Consider the following 16506-nt stretch of genomic DNA (forward strand, 5'->3'; position numbering starts at 1 on the left):
ACCCCTTCGCCACGTCGACCGCCCGGCGTGGGGAAGGGGTCCTTTCATCCACTCCATATCGGTGGACAGTGCACATAGGAAGCCCTGATGGGTGCCGAAAACGTGAAATCCTGGACGCCGCGACCGCAAAGTGGCAGCGTGAGAGGCATGGCGGATTCCGGAGTCAATCCCACGGCGGCGGCCCTGCTCGGGCTGCTTCACGAGGGCCCGATGACAGGTGGTCAACTGATGGCCGCCGCCGAGCGCCGGTTGGCGCCGTACTGGTCAATGACCCGCAGCCAGGTCTACCGAGAGCTGCCCGTGCTGGCCGAAAAGGGGCTGGTGCGGCTCGGTAAACCGGGGCCGCGGATGAGTCAGCCGTATGCGATCACCGCTGCGGGTAAACGAACCTTCTCCAGATGGCTGACGGAGGAGCCGGGTCGGGACACCATTCGAAACCCGATCGCGCTACGGTTCGCCTTCGGGAACCTGCACTCGGCCAGTCAGCTCAAGAACCTTCAGACGGCGGCGAACGAGTATCACACGGAGGCCCTGGCCCGGGTTCGGGAGCAGGTAAAGAACGCGAAGAAAGAAGGCGAAACGTACGACGCCAGTGCCCTGGAGTTCGCCGTCGCGTACCACAAGGCCGCTCTCTCCTGGCTCAAGTCCGCCTCGGTCAGCTGACCCGGCAGCAGTCCCCCGGCCCGGAATGAACCCAGTACCCAGGCCGGGCAGTAAGCCCTGCCCCGGCCGGGACCGCCCCCGATGAAGGCCCCGCCTCGCCGTGGGGTGGGTGTGGCGTGGGCTGCGTGGCGCAAGCTCGCGCCTGCTCCGCAAGCTCGCGCCTGCTCCACAAGCTCGCTCCTCGCCCGCGCTGGGTTTGTTGGGCGTGGGCTGCGGGGCTCGCAAGCTCGCTCCTCGCCCGCGCAGTAGTCTTGTCTGTCGTGACCGATGCCGACTACGCCGAACAGCTCAAGGACCTCGACGCCACTCTTCGCAATATCGAGTCGGTGCTCGACATCGACCGGCTTCGGGCGGACAAGGCCCGTCTGGAGGAGGCCGCCTCCGCCCCCGACCTCTGGGACGACCAGGCTCGGGCGCAGCAGGTCACCTCGCAGCTGTCGTACGTGAATGGGGAGATCAACAAGCTCGCTGAGCTTCGTTCTCGCCTCGACGATGCCAAGGTGTTGCTGGAGCTGGCCGAGGCGGAGTCCGACCCGGGCGCCCTCACCGAGGTCGAGACGGAGGTCGCCGGGCTGGCCAAGGCCATCGACGAGATGGAGGTCCGCACCCTGCTCTCCGGCGAGTACGACTCCCGGGAGGCGCTGGTGGCGATCCGCGCCGGTGCCGGTGGTGTGGACGCGGCGGACTTCGCTGAGATGTTGCTGCGGATGTACCTGCGCTGGGCCGAGCGGCACGGCTACCCCACCGAGGTCTACGAGACCTCGTACGCCGAGGAGGCCGGGCTCAAGTCGGCCACCTTCACGGTCAAGGTGCCGTACGCGTACGGCACGCTCAGCGTCGAGTCGGGCACCCACCGGCTGGTCCGGATCAGCCCCTTCGACAACCAGGGTCGGCGACAGACCAGCTTCGCCGGGGTCGAGGTGCTGCCGGTGGTGGAGCAGACCGATCACATCGACATCCCCGAGAACGAGATGCGCTTTGACGTCTACCGGTCGTCCGGCCCCGGTGGGCAGAGCGTGAACACGACCGACTCGGCGGTGCGGATCACCCACATCCCGACCGGCATCGTGGTCACCTGTCAGAACGAGAAGTCCCAGCTGCAGAACAAGGCGTCCGCGCTGCGCGTCCTCCAGGCCCGCCTGCTGGAGCGCAAGCGCCAGGAGGAGCAGGCCAAACTTCAGGGCCTGAAGACCGACGCCGCCGGCTCCTGGGGTGACCAGATGCGTTCATATGTTCTGCATCCGTACCAGATGGTGAAGGACCTTCGAACTGAGCAGGAGACCGGGACTCCCTCCGCGGTCTTCGATGGTGAGTTGGACGCCTTCATTGAGGCCGGTATCCGGTGGCGAAAGCAGCAGCAGCTTGCTGATGACAAAGAGTGACCGATCGTGGGCGCAGCGCGTCATCGAATATCGTGAGTGCAGGCAAATCGACGACGTGCCCCAGAATTGAGGGGCGCGGGATTTGGCACATCGGTTACACCGCGTAGACTCACGACCCGTGATTCAGCTTGAGCAAGTGACGAAGACGTACCCGAAGGCGTCCCGGCCTTCGCTCGACAACGTGTCCGTCGCGATCGAGAAGGGCGAGTTCGTCTTCTTCATCGGCCCATCCGGCTCCGGCAAGTCCACCATCATCAAGATGCTGCTACACGAGGTTGCGCCCAGTAAGGGCCGGATCGTCGTGAACGGCAAGGATGTTACGTCGATGCGCTCCTGGAAGCGGCCCGCCTTCCGACGCTCGATCGGCTGCGTGTTCCAGGACTTCCGGTTGCTGCCGAACCGCACCGCCTACGAGAACGTGGCGTTCGCGCTCGAGGTGATCGGCAAGACCAAGGCGGTCGCCCGTCGGGTGGTGCCGGAGGTGCTGGAGTTGGTCGGGCTTGGTGGCAAGGAGCACCGCTACCCGCAGGAGCTCTCCGGTGGTGAGCAGCAGCGGGTGGCGGTCGCGCGGGCGTTCGTGAACCGTCCGTTGATCCTGCTCGCGGACGAGCCGACCGGAAACCTCGACCCGGACACCTCCATCGAGATCATGCGTCTGTTGGACCGGATCAACCGCACCGGTACGACCGTCGTGATGGTTACCCACGACTCGAACATCGTGAATCAGATGCGCCGCCGGGTCATCGAGATCGAGAGCGGTCGGATCGTCCGCGACCAGGCTCGCGGCGTCTACGGGTGAGCCGGCGCTCCCACCCGACTGACGACCACCACCTGCCGGAGACGCGGAGGAATCTTCGATGCGCTTGAAATACGTCCTGTCCGAGGTCCTGGTCGGACTGTGGCGCAACGTGACCATGACCATCGCAATGATCATTACGATGGCGGTCTCGCTGACCATGCTCGGCGCCAGCGGCCTGATCTACGTCAAGGTCGCCGAGATGAAGGAGCTGTACTTCGAGAACATCGAGGTCTCGATCTTCCTCCAGACCGAGGTCACCGAGGAACAGAAGACAGCGATCCAGGCCGAGCTAGATGCCGACCCACTGATCGAGAGCGTCACGTACGTCAACAAAGAAGAGGCGTACGAGGTCTTCGAGGAGATGTTCCGGGACTCCCCGGACCTGCTCAGTGCGATTAATCCAGAAGTGCTGCCGGAGTCGTACCGGCTGAAGCTGGTGAACCCGCAGGAGTACGAGGCGATCGGGGAGCGGTACGCCGGGATCGAGGGCGTCGACCAGGTGATCGACAAGTCCAGCGTACTCGACAAGATCTTCGACCTGTTCTCCGCCGGTCAGAAGATCGCCCTCGTCGCGGCGATCGCGATGGCTGTCGCCGCACTGCTCCTGGTCGCCAACACCATCCAGGTCGCCGCCTACAGCAAGCGGCGCGAGGTCGCGGTCATGAAGCTGGTCGGCGCGTCGAACTGGTTCATCCAGGCGCCCTTCGTCCTGGAAGCCGTGGTCGCCGGCCTGATCGGATCCCTGCTCGGCCTCGGTGCCCTCGCCGGCCTGAAGGCCTTCCTCTTCGACGGTGCGCTGAAGGCCCTCCAAGGGCTCCTGGCGCCGGTCAGCTGGGGCGAGGTGCTGCTGGCCTTCCCCCTGATGGCCGCCGTCGGAGGCATCATCAGCGCGATCACCGCCTGGGTCACGCTCCGCTTCTACCTGCGGGTCTAGTGCCCGCAGGGCGGCCGTCAGGGCCGCCCGCGCACCCTGTCGGGCCTGGGCTCTCCCGCACCGGAATAATCGGCGCGGGAGAGCCCGTGCGCTCCGGTAGGATGATCGCCGCTGTCCGACCCGGGGGCGCAGCGAGCAGGCTGTTCGGCTCCAAGGGCGCAGCGACCAGGAAGGGAGGTGGCGCCGATGCCACGGGAGAAGGGGCGGAAGGTCGTCGCCTCCAATCGGAAGGCCCGGCACGACTACTCGATCCTCGACACCTACGAGGCGGGCATGGCGTTGACCGGCACCGAGGTCAAGTCGCTGCGGGCGGGGCGGGCGTCGCTGGTGGACGCCTTCGCTCAGGAGCGCAACGGCGAGTTGTATCTGCACGGGATGCACATCCCGGAGTACGTGCAGGGCACCTGGACCAACCACGAGCCCCGACGCACTCGCAAACTACTGCTCAACCGCATCGAGATCGACCGGCTGATCGGCAAGACCCGGGAGAGTGGGCTCACGATCGTCCCGCTGCAGGTCTACTTCTCCGACGGCTGGGCAAAGGTCGAGATCGGTGTCGCCAAGGGCAAGAAGTCGTACGACAAGCGGCAGGACCTCGCCAAGCGGGACGCGCAACGGGAGATCGCCCGGGCCGCCGGCCGGCGGGGCAAGGGGATGGACGACTGAGCTGGCGCCCGGCCGGGGCGGGATGAAACCCGTTGCGTCAGGCGTTAGGCTTGTCGGTGCCGCCAACAGGGGCGGTCCGTTGAGGGGGTGACTGGTTTCGACTTCGTACGTTGCGGCAGGGGAAGCGAGCCGAGGAAGCCAACGTCGTCTCGGAAATCGTTCGTTGGAAAACAATAAGCGCCAAGCAGAATCGCGCTGACTTCGCTCTCGCCGCCTGAGGCGAGTAGCAAGTCTGTCGGCCTGGGAGTGCCTTCGACCCAGTTAGCCGGCATCAGCTAGGAGGCTGGCCAATCGGACCCGGTCGCGGGGGCCGTGCGGCGAGATTAATCAGCGACTGGGCCCGTCACACCGACTCGCTCGCGTGATCGGAGGGGCCGAGTAGAGGCACAGCGAGCTGCGCTCGGAGAAGCCCTGGCAAGGCGGCGAAGGACCCGGGTTCGATTCCCGGCACCTCCACCACCTGACCTGTGCGCCCCGGTCCACCCGGACCGGGGCGCACCGGCGTTTCTGGCCTGGAGACCCCGCTGCCGCCGGGCACCGTCGTCCCGGTGCCGTTCCCGGCGCCACCGCTCCGGTGGGTGCCGCCGGGTGGGACCAGCCCCTGGCGTCGCTGCCGGCGACGAGTGTCTCCGGTGCCTGGAACCGGTGCGCGGCACCGAGCGTCCGAGAAGTATGCGTCGAGTAATCGTCCCCCTGAGCCTGACCCTGCTGCTGGCCGCCGGCTGCGCGCCGGCCGTTCCGGAGCCGGCCGGCGACCCCGCGCCGACCGGCCGGCAGGCGGTGTTCGACGAACGGGCCGCCCAGATCACCGCCGCGTGGCAGCCCGCAGCGGAGTGGAGCGACGGATACATCCCACTCCAGGAACCGACCATGACCGTCGGAAATCCCGGATTCACCCCCGACACTCAGGCCGCCTTCCGGGCCGGCTGGTACCGGGATCAGATCCCGCTGCCGAAGGAGCAGCCCGAAGACGGCACCATCCAGTTCCCCTCCGGCACCCTCACCGTGCCGCTGGTCAGCGCCGCCGAGGCGTACCGGGAACTCGATCGGGGCGACCCGCCGGAGTGCGGCGGGCGGCCGACGAACCCGGCCACCCCACCGGCGCCGGCCGACGGGCCGGACACCGGGGTGAGCACCTCGCCGCAGACCGCCTGCATCCCGCTCACCGTCACCGCCGTCGAGCTGGCCAGCGTGCCGGTGCGGACCAGCCGAGGCGAGGCTGTGGTCCCGGCCTGGCTCTTCACCATTGACGAGCTGACCGCCCCGGTGGCCCGGCTCGCGGTCGCCCCGACCGCCGTCGGAGTGCCGCCGGAGCCGGTCGCACCCACCGCGCCACTGCCCCTGGAACTGGTCGGGGCGCTGGACCTGCGCGCCGTGGGCGACGCGACGCTGACCGTACGGCTCGGCATCGGTGCGTGCGACACCGGCCTCACCCCACTGGTCTACGAACAGGATGACGTCGTGGTGGTCGGCGGCGCGGTGACCCGCAGCACCGGTGTCTGCACCGAGCAGCTCCTGCTCGAACCGGTGACGGTGCAGCTCGCCGCCCCGCTCGGGGAGCGGACCGTCCTCGACGTGCTCGGCGGCGGGCCGCTGCGGCTCACCACCGGCTGACCGGCGATGGCCCGCCGCCCGGATCAGGGCAGCGCGAAGGGAAGCTTGATGCCGTCCAAGGCTGCCCCACAGGCGCAGTCCCGATCCGTCGGCAGCTGGGCCACCGCGGTGAAGAGCAGCTCTCGGAGGCGGGCGGTGTTCTCGCCGAAAACCCGGAACACCTCCTCCTGGGTCACCGATCCGCCGCCCGGCACGCCCGCGTCATGGTCGGTGACCAGCGCGATCGACGAGTAGCAGAGAGCCAGTTCCCGGGCGAGCACGGCTTCCGGGTGGCCGGTCATGTTGACCACCGTTCCGCCGAGGGCGGTAAACCAGCGCGACTCGGCACGGGTGGAGAAGCGGGGACCCTCGACGACCACCACCGTCCCACCGTCCACCGCCGGCACGCCCCACTCGGCGCCGGCGGCGAGCAGCGTACGCCGCCCGACCGGGCAGTACGGGTCGGCGAAGGAGACGTGCACGGCGCCCCGGTCGTAGTAGGTCTGCGCCCGACCACTGGTGCGGTCGATCAGCTGGTCGGGCACGACGAACGTGCCGGGGCCCAGCTCCGGGCGCAGGCCGCCGACCGCGCAGGGGGCGAGCACCTGGCGGACCCCGAGCGAGCGCAGCGCCCACAGGTTGGCCCGGTAGGGGATCTGGTGCGGCGGGTGCCGGTGATCCCGGCCGTGCCGGGGCAGGAACGCCAACCGGCGGCCGGCGACCTCCGCGATGGTGACCGCGTCGGACGGCGGCCCGTAAGGGGTGTCGACTACATGCTCGGTGGCGTCGTCGAGCAGGGCGTACAGACCCGACCCGCCGATCACCGCGAGTTCTGCCGTGGGACTCACCGAACCTCCCTCGTCTCTGTCGCGTCAGACCTTAGCCAGCGACCCAGCAGCAGGCTATGGTGCCAGGCATGGCGTTGACGGGGCGGCTGGCACCGGTGTCCCCGGTTGTCCGGGCACGGTCAGACTGACGGGATGTCCGACATGCAGGAAGAGGGGCGGGCGATCGACGGGCGGGCGACGGAGTCGATGGCCGGGCGGTTGCTGGTCGCGGCACCGACGCTGAAGGATCCGAACTTCGACCGGACCGTGGTGCTGCTGGTCGCCCACGAGCCGGGCGGGGCGCTGGGCGTCGTGCTCAACCGGGCCACCGAGATTCCGGTGGCGGAGGTGCTCGGCGACTGGGGCGAGTTGGCCCGCGACCCCGCCGTGGTCTTCGAAGGGGGCCCGGTGCAGCCGGATTCGGCGATCTGTCTCGCCCGCATGCGCCCCCCGCTACGCCCGATGAAGAGCTTCCAGCAGATCTCCGGTGCGGTCGGCACGCTCGACCTGACGGTGGACCCGGCGCAGCTGCGGGAGAGCATCGCCGGCATCCGGGTCTTCGCCGGCTACTCCGGGTGGGAGTCGGGCCAGCTGGAGCAGGAGATCGCGGGTGGATCTTGGTTCGTCCTGGACGCGTTGCCCGGGGACGCCTTCGTCGATCGTCCGGACGACCTGTGGCCGATGGTGCTGCGTCGACAGGGCGGCATGATGGCGGCGGTGGCGCACTTCCCGGCGGACGTGGCGCTCAACTGAGCCGGCGCGGTGACAGGTACCCCGCGCGCTGACCGTGCCGGCCGTCGTGTGTATAGTTCTCCCGTGCCCGGGCGACCGGGTAATGCACAGGGGGCCGTGGCGCAGCTGGTAGCGCACCACACTGGCAGTGTGGGGGTCAGGGGTTCGAGTCCCCTCGGCTCCACCGACCGCACTATTGTGCGAACCGGTGGCTATTTCGAGGTGCCCTCGTCCGTTTCGGGCGGGGGCATTGTCGTGGCCTTGGGGATTTTGAACACGGGGACGACTCCTTGTTCAGCGGACGGCGCCGTTGCGGTAGGCCCAGATCACGATGTTGACGCGGTCCCGGACGCCGAGTTTGGCCAGCACCCGGCCGACGTGCGTCTTTACGGTGACCTCGGCGAGATGCAGCCGCTGGGCGATCTCGGCGTTGCTCGCTCCCGCCACGATCAGGTCGAACACGTCGCGTTCCCGGCCGGTGAACCCATCGATGGCGGCGGTCGTCCGGGTTGGCCCTGGCTCGGTCCGACTGGCGAGCAGCCGTCGGGTGGTCGAGGGCGCGATGACCGAGCCGCCTCGGTGGACAGTGCGGATGGCTGCGGTGAGTCCTTCGGCGGTCGCGTCCTTGAGCAGGTAGCCACTGGCTCCGGCGCTGAGGCTGCTGGAGCGCTTCGGAGTCGCCGCCGGCCTGGCCGGGAGCAGCCTGAGCCAGAACGCCCGGCGGACCTCCGCGGCCGCGATGGCCGTGGTGGTCGGCTCGGCCCTGATCGCCTGTCTTGCCGTGGCAGCCACCACTGGACGGGCCACCGTGGGCCCGCGCCTCCCGACTAGCCGACACCACCGGTCAGCTGCTCGGTGTGACCTCCGCCGACACGCTCACGGCCCATGGTGTGACGGCGGTCCCCACGGAGGTCTGGGGGGTGGCACGTCCCGGGTTCGACCGTGCCGCTCTTGCCGACAAAGCGAACGCAGTCGTGGCCCGTGACCCGGGAGTGGAGCTGGGCGGCGGCATCACCGAGGGCAGCGACATCGCCGACGTGCTCGCCATCCTGCTCGGGCTGTCGCTCGCGATGCTTGGCGTGACTGTGATCATCGCGCTGCTCGGCATCGCGAACCTGCTGGGCCTGTCGGTCATCGAGCGTACGCAGGAGGTGGCCCTGTTGCGGGCGCTCGGCACCCGGCGCGGACGGTTGCGGGCGGTGCTCGCGATCGAGGCGGTGACCATCACGCTGGTCGGTGCCGCCACCGGTGTCGTGATCGGCGTTCCGGTGGGCCTGGTCGGGGTGACCGCCACCGTAGGCACGACGGCCACACCGGTCATCCGGCTGCCCTGGGCGCAGCTGGCTCTGCTGTTGATCGCGGCTGTCGTGACCGGGGTGCTGGCCAGCGTGGCGCCGGCCCGGCGGGCGACACGGATCGCCCCTGCGCAGGGCCTGACGCGCTAACGTCGGAGTTCAGCAGGCCGACCTCCTGGGCCGGCGGCTCGCCCGGCTACCGATCGACGCGGTGTGGCATTCGGCCTCGCCGCGGGCCCCGGCGGGCGCCCGTGAGATCGCCAAACAATGGCGGACGCGTCGGTCGCCGAGGCGGCCGAGCTCATCGACCATGTGCCCTACGTGCCGCACGCGGACGAGATGCTCCCTGCCTGGGCCGGCTTCTTCGATGGCTACGACGCGGCTGAGACGGCGGCCGGGAAAGGACCGCCGACGCCCTGGTGGCCCGGTTCGCCCAGGCCTCGGAGTGCATTGGGCCGCCGGAGCGGACACCCCAGGCGAACCACTGGACCTGGCCCTGGTTTCGCTGTGTTTGTACGCTCGACGCCCATGGGGAATCTTGCTGCGGCGGGCTTCGGCGCTCTCGCCAGCCTCGTCGTGCTGGCGATCGGCGCCTGGCTCCAAGCGAAGCGTGAGCGTCGGCATTGGCTCCGTGATCAGACGCTTCGCGGAGCTGTGGACTACGTCACCAGCACGCGGTACCTGCTCAACAAGTATTGGACGGTGGGCGAGCAGGGCATGGATCAGGACGATCGGCGGGAGTGGCGGAGGACGATGCAAGTCTCTCGTTCGACTCTTACCCTCTTGTGCACCGCTCGGACAGTTTCACTGGCGAATGATGTCGCGGAGGCGCTCTACCGCCTCGGCCCGGACTCTGACAAGACCCAGCACACGGCGGCGGAAACAGCCTTCCGGAACCTGGTCCGCCAGCTGCGGAAGGAACTCGGTTCACCCCAACTGGGCGGTTGATGTTCCCCAGGTGAGGTGGGAACCTCACGTCACTGACGTCTGGTTGATGCCGGTGTGGGGTGTGGTCGGGGGCACGGTGGTGGTGGAATCTCGGCGGCCGTCGGGGCGTTACACCCTGCGTACGGCCGTGGAAGCGCCTCGCCGATGGCGGATGCCGGGCGTGCGTGAGCCCCGGAATGGTGGCGGTCCGCCGGTCGTTACATCTGGACCCGGCGCCGTGCGTGTCCCCGGACCGCGGTAGCCGATCTTTTCTTTCCTGTTCTTTGAGCGCCGGACGGTGCTTGCACCCTGTTGCCGCCTGACCCCCTTCGGGCGTGCGTGATGGGTGTCGACCCCCGAATGGAGCAACCCTCATGGTGAACACGATTCTGCGTCGTAGTGTGCTTGGTATCGCTGGTCTGGCCCTGTCCACCGGTGTCGTCGCCGGCCCCCTGGCCACCCTCACCGACACCACCCCCGCCGCCGCCGCTGCCGTGCAGGTGGACAAGCCGGACATGGACACGCTGATCCCGCACGGCACCCAGGGCAAGCAGTCCCGCATCGACCTGGGCGACGAGCAGGTATCGAATGTGAAGGCGATCATCGAGGCCACGAAGAAGGCCGGCATGGACGAACGCGCCGCCGTGGTGGCGATCGCTACCAGCTTGCAGGAGTCGAAGCTGGAGAACCTGGGTCACCTGGGTGCGCGTAACGACCACGACTCGCAGGGCCTGTTCCAGCAGCGCCCCTCGTCCGGTTGGGGCAGCGTGGAGCAGATCACCGACCCCGAGTACTCCACCACCGCCTTCCTCAACGGCCTCAAGCAGGTCGACGGCTGGCAGGAACTCCCGTTGACCGAAGCCGCCCAGAAGGTCCAGGTGTCGGCCTACCCGTTCCACTACGCCCAGTGGGAAACCCAGGCCGCCGACCTCGTCGCCGAGCACTGGACCAGCTGACCCACCGCAGCACCCGATAGATCTAACCCGCACAAGGGGGAAGAAGCTGTTGGCCGGCACCCGACACGGGTGCCGGCCAACAGCCGTATCCGGGCGAGTCGAAGGCCGCCTGCTCGCCGCGGACTGGCTTATCCCGCTGCCCGGCTGGGCAGTCGGCCTGAGCCGCCTGGACCGATCCCTCGGCGTCGAAATCATCGATGGCGACTACCGCCCTGACCGGGGCCTCACCGCGATCCGGGGGACCGTCGGGGCCAACCGGTATCAGCCCGGCGAGGTCATCTGATGCGCGAGGCAGACATCGGCGGCGTGCACATCAAGTACCCCTACCGATGCTGCACGCCGCGGCGGTCGCGTTGCAGTTGGCCGCCGACGGCCGGATCGCCGCTCGCGGCGTTCTCGGCACCGCTATCCAGCCGACCACGCCGTTTCGGGTGTACGACGGTGACCGGCCCTCGCCATTCGGTACCGCTTGGCCGGACCTCACCGCCGCGGCGCAAGCCGCGCGCGATCATGCCCGCACCGAATCCAACGGTGCCCCGGCAACTCCTGGGGCTACTCACGATGGCCTAGCCGTAATAGTCGGCCGAAAACCAACGGCAGCGCTGGTCAGAGCCCGTTACCGCAGGGCGACGGGTGTCGCTCGTGCCGCTGCTTGACCAGCGTTGCCGTCGGTTCCGAGCTGGAAGCTACGACTAGCTAGGCTACTAGCGGTTATGCCGTGCTGATCGTTATATTGAGTCGAATCGCTGCTCGGTATACAAAGCGGTGAACAATCGAGGACGACATCCTCGGCTGCCGGTTCTTCGAGGCGCACGGTGGAGGAAGACCGCGATGTCGAAGGAAACTCTGTGCGCGTTCGGCGTGGATGTGGACGCGGTTGCAGGCTGGTTGGGGTCGTACGGTGGCGGAAACTCGCCCGGCGACATTTCCCGAGGCATGTTTGCCGGTGAGGTCGGCGTGCCGCGTCTGCTCAAACTGTTCCGGAGGTACGACCTTCCGAGCACCTGGTTCATACCTGGACACTCCATCGAGACGTTCCCCGACCAGGTTCAGCAGATCGTGGACGCCGGCCATGAGGTGGCTCTCCACGGCTACAGCCACGAGAACCCGCTCGCCATGAGTCCGACCCAGGAAGCCGCGGTCCTGGACCGGTGTATCGAGTTGATCGAGGCGGCAGCCAGGCGACGCCCCACCGGGTACGCCGCTCCTTGGTGGGAGTTCTCGCCCGCCACGCACGAGCTGTTGCTCGAGCGGGGGATCCGGTACGACCACTCGTTGATGCACGACGACTTCACCGTCTACCGGGTTCGGGCGGGGGACACCTGGACCAAGGTCGACTACGCCGGGAGCGCGCGCGACTGGATGAAGCCGTTGGTCCGCGGCGAGGAGACCGATCTGATCGAGATTCCGGCGAACTGGTACCTCGATGACCTGCCACCGATGATGTTCATCAAGGCCAGCCCCAACAGTCATGGCTGGGTTAACCCACGACACCTGGAGGAGTTGTGGCGTGACCAGTTCGACTGGGTCCACCGGGAGCTGGACCACGGCGTCGTCACCTTCACCATCCACCCCGACGTGTCGGGGCGTCCGCAGGTACTGCTGATGCTCGAGCGGCTGATCGAACACATCAACCAGCATGAGGGTGCGCGGTGGGCCACCTTCGACGAGATCGCCACCGAATACGCGGCCCGTAACCCACGCCCCGGTGATCAGAACTGAGCGCGACGGCCCGCGCCCTGGAACCCTCCCTCCTCGCGGCGCACACCCCCGAGCCCGTTACCGCGCGGTTCGCACCGCCGCACCCGGACGAGGTGATCTCGTACGCTGCCGAACGTGGGTGACTTCCTCAAGGCGACGCTGGCCCGGGTGCCGGACGGCTTCGACCTGCCGGAGCCGCTGCGCCTGCTCGTCGCCTGGTCGACGAGCAGGGTTTCGTGGTGAAGGGGCACGACGGGGATCTGTACGGCTCGTTGAGTGACAACGGCTGGGTGGGCACCTCGATTGAGCTGTGTGGCTATACCGCCGAGCAGACCCTTTCGTACGCACGATCATGGTTTGACGAGTCGGTCCCAGATCCGGCCGCACGGTTGTGGCCGTTCGCGCAGACCGGCGGCGAAGGTTCGATGGCCGCGCTGTGGCGTGACGGTGAGGGACGAGTCAGGATCGTTCATCTCGGTTCGGGCAGCGGTTCGATGATGACGTGTGTGCTCGCCGACGATGCGGTCGACTTTCTGCGGCTGCTAGCGATCGGTTACCGGGAGATTTGCTGGAACGAGGAGTTCGGCGCGCCGCCTGAGCCGTGGGACGCCGACCACGAGATCGTCAATGCGCCCTACCGGAACTGGCTGTACCGCACCTTCGGTGTCACCGCCCCGACGACCGGGCTGGAGATCGTGCCGGAGCCCGCCGAGATGGGCGACGAGGACACCGCGGACCCGTTCTGCCGTTGGGTCGACAACAAGGAAGCCTGAGCCGGTCACCGGCGCAGGAGACCCTGGCGATCTCCGACTACGAAATCTTGCCAGGGCCAGTACAAGGCCTACGCCGACGCCTCGGGTCGCCGGTCTGTAGAGACTGCCGCAATCAGCCGTCGGCTTGCTCGTCGGTAGCGGCGCACCGTAGCAGGCGACGTAGCCGAAAACTCGCGTGTGTGAATGCAAGCAGCCTGGTATACAACGGACGGCAAGTTGCCATGCGCGATGCAGAGGAGCAGAGATGACCGGTAAGACCTCGCCGGCCAAGTCCGTATCCGACCGCGCCATGCGTGCTGTCACGGCAAAGGACCGGGCCGCGTGGCTCGACTGCTTCGCCGAGGACGCGCTGCTGCGCGACCCGGTCGGTGGTTCGTCGCTTGACCCGCACGGCAAGGGCTTCCGGGGGCATGCCGCCTTAGCGCAGTTCTGGGACTCACTGGTCGAGCCCGCCCAGGACGTGCGCTTCGTCGTGCGCGAGGAATACCCCTCGTCCCAGGCCACGGCGAAGGTGGCGTCAGTCTCCGTCACGCTGCCTGGAGGCGAGGTAGTCAGATACGACGGCGTGTTCGTGTACGAGGTGGACGAGTCCGAGCGGATCACGTCCTTGAGCGGGTACTTCACGCCACCCTTCCCCGCGACGTAGCCGGCCCTTGAAGACTAACGCTCGGAGAAGTCCCGATAGACAAGATCATCTTTGGCCGTCTGGACAGCTGCCCGGCCACGGGGGGCAATAACGATCTTTTCGCCCCACGCCCGGCGGCGGCCGTGCGGGCCGCGATCGGCCCCGAATTCGGTAGCAAACCAGGGGGCACCCCAGCACCCCGGCCAGTACCCGCTCCCACCGACCAACAGCTACGCAATGCAGAAAAAGTGGTTCCGGCGGGTGTACACGCATCCATATAGGTGGGACCTTGACCGGGTAGTCCATTGCCGCCTGCGGTGCTGAAACTGCGACCTGAATCGGTTGACCGGCTGCTACCTTGACCCGGTGCAGGCAGACGCGGTGCTGGCCGGTGACGAGGTGGAGCGGATCGCGCGCGCAACCGGCCACCAGGTGGTGCACGCAGTACCCGTCCGCCAGGGATATGCGAACAACCGGCGGTGGCTCGTACGCTTGGACGACAGCCGGACCGTCTTCGCCAAGCACGCCGACGACGAGCCGGGCGCGGTCTGGCTCCGCCGTGAACACCAGGTCTACGAACAGCTCCACGGGCCGTTCATGCCGGAGCTGATCGGTTGGCATGACGACGGGGAGTTACCCGTGCTCGTGCTGGAGGATCTCTCCGCCTCGACCTGGCCCCCACCCTGGACCTCGGAGCAGCTGCGGGCGGTACAGGACACGTTGCGCGACATCGCGGGCCGACCCGCCACCGACGGCCTGCTCTCCGCTTCACAGACCTGGTACGGCCAGGGTGGCTGGCCTGAAATCGCCCACAATCCGGCGCAGTTCCTGGCGTTGGGTCTCTGCACGCCGCAGTGGTTGCACCAGTGCCTGCCGGCGATTCTCGCCGTCGCCGACTTCGCCGGCCTGGATGGGGACTCGATAGTCCATCTCGACGTCCGCAGCGACAACCTCTGCTTCCGTGGTAACCAGCCGGTCTTGTTCGACTGGAACCACGCGGCCCTCGGCAATCCGCAGTTCGATCTCGCCTTCTGGCTGCCGAGTCTCACCCTCGAAGGTGGGCCGCAGCCCTCGGCGGTGCTCACCGACCCTGATCCGACGGTGGTCACGCTCGTCGCCGGATTCTTCGCCAGCCGCGCCGGCCTGCCCCTCCTGCCAAAGCTGCCGCTGGTTCGCGAGTTCCAGCTGCGTCAGTTGCGGGTGGCGTTGCCATGGATGGCGACGGTGCTTGGGTTGCCCCAGCCGGAGGCATCTGGCTGAGTTCGTTCCTGTCGGCATGGATCGTCGGCCTGCGGCACCCTGGGCGTCAGGCGCCGTCGTGCTGCTGACGGTGGCATGGCTCCTCGGCGCGCTGGTGCTGCTCCGGTGGTGGTTCGACATCAGCGTCGAATCTTGGCCCGATTCCGACATCACCCAGGTTGCCGGTGCTGACCAACGGGCGCATAGGAGCAACACAGCACTGCTGCGCTTGGCGGCCGAGGTGGTGGCCGGCCCGGTGGTGATCGCCGTCGTGGCCGTCTGCGGGCGACTCCGCTGGACTGCCGCTGTCTACCTGGTGATCGCGTGTGGTCTCCGCCTCCTCGCAGTGCCGGTGGCTGGTCGCGGTGCTGGCGTGCGCCGGCACCGGGCTGCTGGTCTCCCCGGTCTCCTGGCACCACCACTGGGTCTGGTGGGTGCCCGCGCTGGTGCTGCTCGCCGACCGCTGCCGCCGGCACGGTCACCGTCTCGGGGCCGCCGCGCTCGGCGTGGTCTGGCTCGCGCTGGTGGCCAGTACCAGCTGGGTGCTGGCCGCGCCGGGCGGCTGGGACCTGCACTTCACCGGCCTCGGCCTGGTGTACAGCAACCTGTACGTGTTGATCGCGCTCGCCGGGCTCGTCGTGCTCGCCGGTTGGCTGCTGCGGCGTAACGCCGCACGCCACTGAACGCGGCGGTGTCACGCCCCCGGTGGTCAGCCGGACGGCTTCCGGATCGCCGTACCCGAGTAGAGCTGGTCGATCGTGTCCCACCAGCGGCGAAGGCCGTCGCGGCCCACCGGGTCCGCGCCGAGCACGTCAGCGATGCGATCCCGCAACAGAATGATCGACAGTTCGTGGGCCAGGAGCACGACCGAGAGCTGCGCCCGGTCTGTCTGCTCGGCAATCGCACCGGCCTCGGTCATCCGGCGCACCAGCGAGTCGGTGAACTCCTGCACCCTGCGGTATGCCTCGACCGAGCGTGCGGAGTCGCCGATGAGCAGGTGCGCGAGGTAGCGGGTGGTGGCCGGCGCCCGGAGCGCGTCGGCCGAGGCGAGAAAACGGTGGGGCCGACCGGCTCCGTCGGTGTCGGCGAGCGCCTCCAACGCGTTGCCCAACAGGCCCAACACGTGCGTGTCCACCGCGGCGACCAGACCGTCACGGGACCCGTAGTGTTTGATAATCAGCGACTGGGAGACCTGCGCCCGCTCCGCCACCTGCTTGAGTGATGCCGCTGCCGGCCACTGCTCGCCGAACAGCTCCAGGGCGACATCCCGAATGATCGCCTTTGCAGTGCGATCCTCGGGTACATACATGTTCACCACGGTAACAACACGGATGTGGTGCACACCTGTTGACTCCCCACGCCCGGGCCCGCCCGACCCCTGCTCGGTACACCGC

The 16506-nt window shown here is 68.1% G+C and carries 19 protein-coding genes, 1 tRNA gene, 1 other RNA gene and 1 pseudogene; 19 read left to right on the forward strand and 3 right to left on the reverse strand.

Going from position 1 to position 16506, the window contains the following annotated elements; all coding sequences use genetic code 11:
* The first annotated feature begins 147 nt into the window (after positions 1 to 147).
* The 7 genes from AC1UKG_RS04750 (at position 148) to AC1UKG_RS04780 (ending at position 6058) form a co-directional block, all read left to right on the forward strand.
* Positions 148 to 663 carry a PadR family transcriptional regulator gene (locus AC1UKG_RS04750; RefSeq protein ID WP_018737112.1) on the forward strand — a complete coding sequence of 172 codons (516 nt, stop codon included), beginning with the start codon at positions 148 to 150 and terminating at the stop codon, positions 661 to 663.
* Positions 664 to 923: 260 nt separating this feature from the next.
* A complete protein-coding gene (prfB, locus tag AC1UKG_RS04755; protein ID WP_018742104.1) occupies positions 924 to 2045 on the forward strand; it encodes a peptide chain release factor 2 in 1122 nt (373 codons plus the stop codon).
* A gap of 118 nt (positions 2046 to 2163) precedes the next feature.
* Complete coding sequence (gene ftsE / locus AC1UKG_RS04760) at positions 2164 to 2844, forward strand: cell division ATP-binding protein FtsE (RefSeq protein WP_012181145.1); 681 nt, start codon at positions 2164 to 2166, stop codon at positions 2842 to 2844.
* Between the two features lie 58 nt (positions 2845 to 2902).
* The gene (gene ftsX / locus AC1UKG_RS04765; protein ID WP_018742105.1) at positions 2903 to 3778 is read left to right on the forward strand and encodes a permease-like cell division protein FtsX; all 876 of its coding nucleotides are present in this window, start codon (positions 2903 to 2905) and stop codon (positions 3776 to 3778) included.
* Between the two features lie 186 nt (positions 3779 to 3964).
* Positions 3965 to 4444, forward strand: a complete 480-nt coding sequence (gene smpB, locus AC1UKG_RS04770; protein ID WP_018742106.1) for an SsrA-binding protein SmpB — start codon at positions 3965 to 3967, stop codon at positions 4442 to 4444.
* 83 nt (positions 4445 to 4527) lie between these two features.
* Positions 4528 to 4903, forward strand: a transfer-messenger RNA (tmRNA) gene (gene ssrA, locus AC1UKG_RS04775).
* A gap of 213 nt (positions 4904 to 5116) precedes the next feature.
* Positions 5117 to 6058: a hypothetical protein gene (locus AC1UKG_RS04780; protein WP_018742107.1), complete on the forward strand. Its 942-nt coding sequence runs from the start codon at positions 5117 to 5119 to the stop codon at positions 6056 to 6058.
* A gap of 23 nt (positions 6059 to 6081) precedes the next feature.
* Here AC1UKG_RS04780 and AC1UKG_RS04785 read toward each other — a convergent pair whose 3' ends face one another.
* Positions 6082 to 6885 carry an S-methyl-5'-thioadenosine phosphorylase gene (locus tag AC1UKG_RS04785; RefSeq protein WP_482641806.1) on the reverse strand — a complete coding sequence of 268 codons (804 nt, stop codon included), beginning with the start codon at positions 6883 to 6885 and terminating at the stop codon, positions 6082 to 6084.
* A gap of 132 nt (positions 6886 to 7017) precedes the next feature.
* On the opposite strand from AC1UKG_RS04785, the gene AC1UKG_RS04790 reads away from it, so the two are divergent.
* Both AC1UKG_RS04790 and AC1UKG_RS04795 read left to right on the forward strand, forming a co-directional pair.
* The gene (locus AC1UKG_RS04790; RefSeq protein WP_018729680.1) at positions 7018 to 7617 is read left to right on the forward strand and encodes a YqgE/AlgH family protein; all 600 of its coding nucleotides are present in this window, start codon (positions 7018 to 7020) and stop codon (positions 7615 to 7617) included.
* 90 nt (positions 7618 to 7707) lie between these two features.
* Positions 7708 to 7780: transfer RNA gene (locus AC1UKG_RS04795), tRNA-Ala, on the forward strand.
* A gap of 110 nt (positions 7781 to 7890) precedes the next feature.
* Here AC1UKG_RS04795 and AC1UKG_RS04800 read toward each other — a convergent pair.
* Positions 7891 to 8403 carry a response regulator transcription factor gene (locus AC1UKG_RS04800; protein WP_018742109.1) on the reverse strand — a complete coding sequence of 171 codons (513 nt, stop codon included), beginning with the start codon at positions 8401 to 8403 and terminating at the stop codon, positions 7891 to 7893.
* A gap of 113 nt (positions 8404 to 8516) precedes the next feature.
* On the opposite strand from AC1UKG_RS04800, the gene AC1UKG_RS04805 reads away from it, so the two are divergent.
* From AC1UKG_RS04805 to AC1UKG_RS04850, 10 genes and pseudogenes are all read left to right on the forward strand, one after another.
* Positions 8517 to 9041: an FtsX-like permease family protein gene (locus tag AC1UKG_RS04805; RefSeq protein WP_475888853.1), complete on the forward strand. Its 525-nt coding sequence runs from the start codon at positions 8517 to 8519 to the stop codon at positions 9039 to 9041.
* A gap of 378 nt (positions 9042 to 9419) precedes the next feature.
* Entirely contained in the window at positions 9420 to 9839 is a 420-nt protein-coding gene (locus AC1UKG_RS04810) for a hypothetical protein (protein WP_018742111.1), read from the forward strand.
* A 353-nt stretch (positions 9840 to 10192) separates the two neighbouring features.
* Positions 10193 to 10774: a hypothetical protein gene (locus AC1UKG_RS04815; RefSeq protein WP_482643184.1), complete on the forward strand. Its 582-nt coding sequence runs from the start codon at positions 10193 to 10195 to the stop codon at positions 10772 to 10774.
* A gap of 49 nt (positions 10775 to 10823) precedes the next feature.
* Positions 10824 to 11057: a hypothetical protein gene (locus AC1UKG_RS04820; protein ID WP_018815391.1), complete on the forward strand. Its 234-nt coding sequence runs from the start codon at positions 10824 to 10826 to the stop codon at positions 11055 to 11057.
* Positions 11058 to 11605: 548 nt separating this feature from the next.
* Positions 11606 to 12496, forward strand: coding sequence for a polysaccharide deacetylase family protein (locus tag AC1UKG_RS04825; RefSeq protein ID WP_018815390.1), 891 nt, complete (start codon positions 11606 to 11608; stop codon positions 12494 to 12496).
* A gap of 218 nt (positions 12497 to 12714) precedes the next feature.
* The gene (locus AC1UKG_RS04830) at positions 12715 to 13248 is read left to right on the forward strand and encodes a hypothetical protein (protein WP_475888931.1); all 534 of its coding nucleotides are present in this window, start codon (positions 12715 to 12717) and stop codon (positions 13246 to 13248) included.
* Between the two features lie 244 nt (positions 13249 to 13492).
* Positions 13493 to 13894 carry a nuclear transport factor 2 family protein gene (locus AC1UKG_RS04835; RefSeq protein ID WP_482642573.1) on the forward strand — a complete coding sequence of 134 codons (402 nt, stop codon included), beginning with the start codon at positions 13493 to 13495 and terminating at the stop codon, positions 13892 to 13894.
* Between the two features lie 345 nt (positions 13895 to 14239).
* Positions 14240 to 15133, forward strand: a complete 894-nt coding sequence (locus AC1UKG_RS04840) for a phosphotransferase (protein WP_475888930.1) — start codon at positions 14240 to 14242, stop codon at positions 15131 to 15133.
* Positions 15134 to 15191: 58 nt separating this feature from the next.
* Positions 15192 to 15470: pseudogene (locus AC1UKG_RS04845) on the forward strand (hypothetical protein); the annotation flags it as partial.
* The gene (locus AC1UKG_RS04850; RefSeq protein ID WP_482642670.1) at positions 15439 to 15795 is read left to right on the forward strand and encodes a hypothetical protein; all 357 of its coding nucleotides are present in this window, start codon (positions 15439 to 15441) and stop codon (positions 15793 to 15795) included. The pseudogene AC1UKG_RS04845 and the gene AC1UKG_RS04850, both read left to right, overlap by 32 nt.
* Positions 15796 to 15821: 26 nt before the next feature.
* On the opposite strand, the gene AC1UKG_RS04855 is transcribed toward AC1UKG_RS04850, so the two are convergent.
* Positions 15822 to 16421, reverse strand: coding sequence for a TetR/AcrR family transcriptional regulator (locus tag AC1UKG_RS04855; RefSeq protein WP_018745919.1), 600 nt, complete (start codon positions 16419 to 16421; stop codon positions 15822 to 15824).
* Between the last annotated feature and the right edge of the window lie 85 nt (positions 16422 to 16506).

It is taken from the genome of Salinispora sp. CH2A1_6 (assembly GCF_056820975.1).

Bases quoted from the DNA above. Each gene is read 5' to 3' on its own strand.
- AC1UKG_RS04855 (WP_018745919.1), bottom strand. From the start codon at position 16,421: ATGTATGTACCCGAGGATCGCACTGCAAAGGCGATCATTCGGGATGTC.
- AC1UKG_RS04750 (WP_018737112.1), top strand. From the start codon at position 148: ATGGCGGATTCCGGAGTCAATCCCACGGCGGCGGCCCTGCTCGGGCTG.
- ftsX (WP_018742105.1), top strand. From the start codon at position 2,903: ATGCGCTTGAAATACGTCCTGTCCGAGGTCCTGGTCGGACTGTGGCGC.
- AC1UKG_RS04790 (WP_018729680.1), top strand. From the start codon at position 7,018: ATGTCCGACATGCAGGAAGAGGGGCGGGCGATCGACGGGCGGGCGACG.
- AC1UKG_RS04825 (WP_018815390.1), top strand. From the start codon at position 11,606: ATGTCGAAGGAAACTCTGTGCGCGTTCGGCGTGGATGTGGACGCGGTT.
- AC1UKG_RS04780 (WP_018742107.1), top strand. From the start codon at position 5,117: ATGCGTCGAGTAATCGTCCCCCTGAGCCTGACCCTGCTGCTGGCCGCC.
- AC1UKG_RS04815 (WP_482643184.1), top strand. From the start codon at position 10,193: ATGGTGAACACGATTCTGCGTCGTAGTGTGCTTGGTATCGCTGGTCTG.
- AC1UKG_RS04835 (WP_482642573.1), top strand. From the start codon at position 13,493: ATGACCGGTAAGACCTCGCCGGCCAAGTCCGTATCCGACCGCGCCATG.
- smpB (WP_018742106.1), top strand. From the start codon at position 3,965: ATGCCACGGGAGAAGGGGCGGAAGGTCGTCGCCTCCAATCGGAAGGCC.
- AC1UKG_RS04810 (WP_018742111.1), top strand. From the start codon at position 9,420: ATGGGGAATCTTGCTGCGGCGGGCTTCGGCGCTCTCGCCAGCCTCGTC.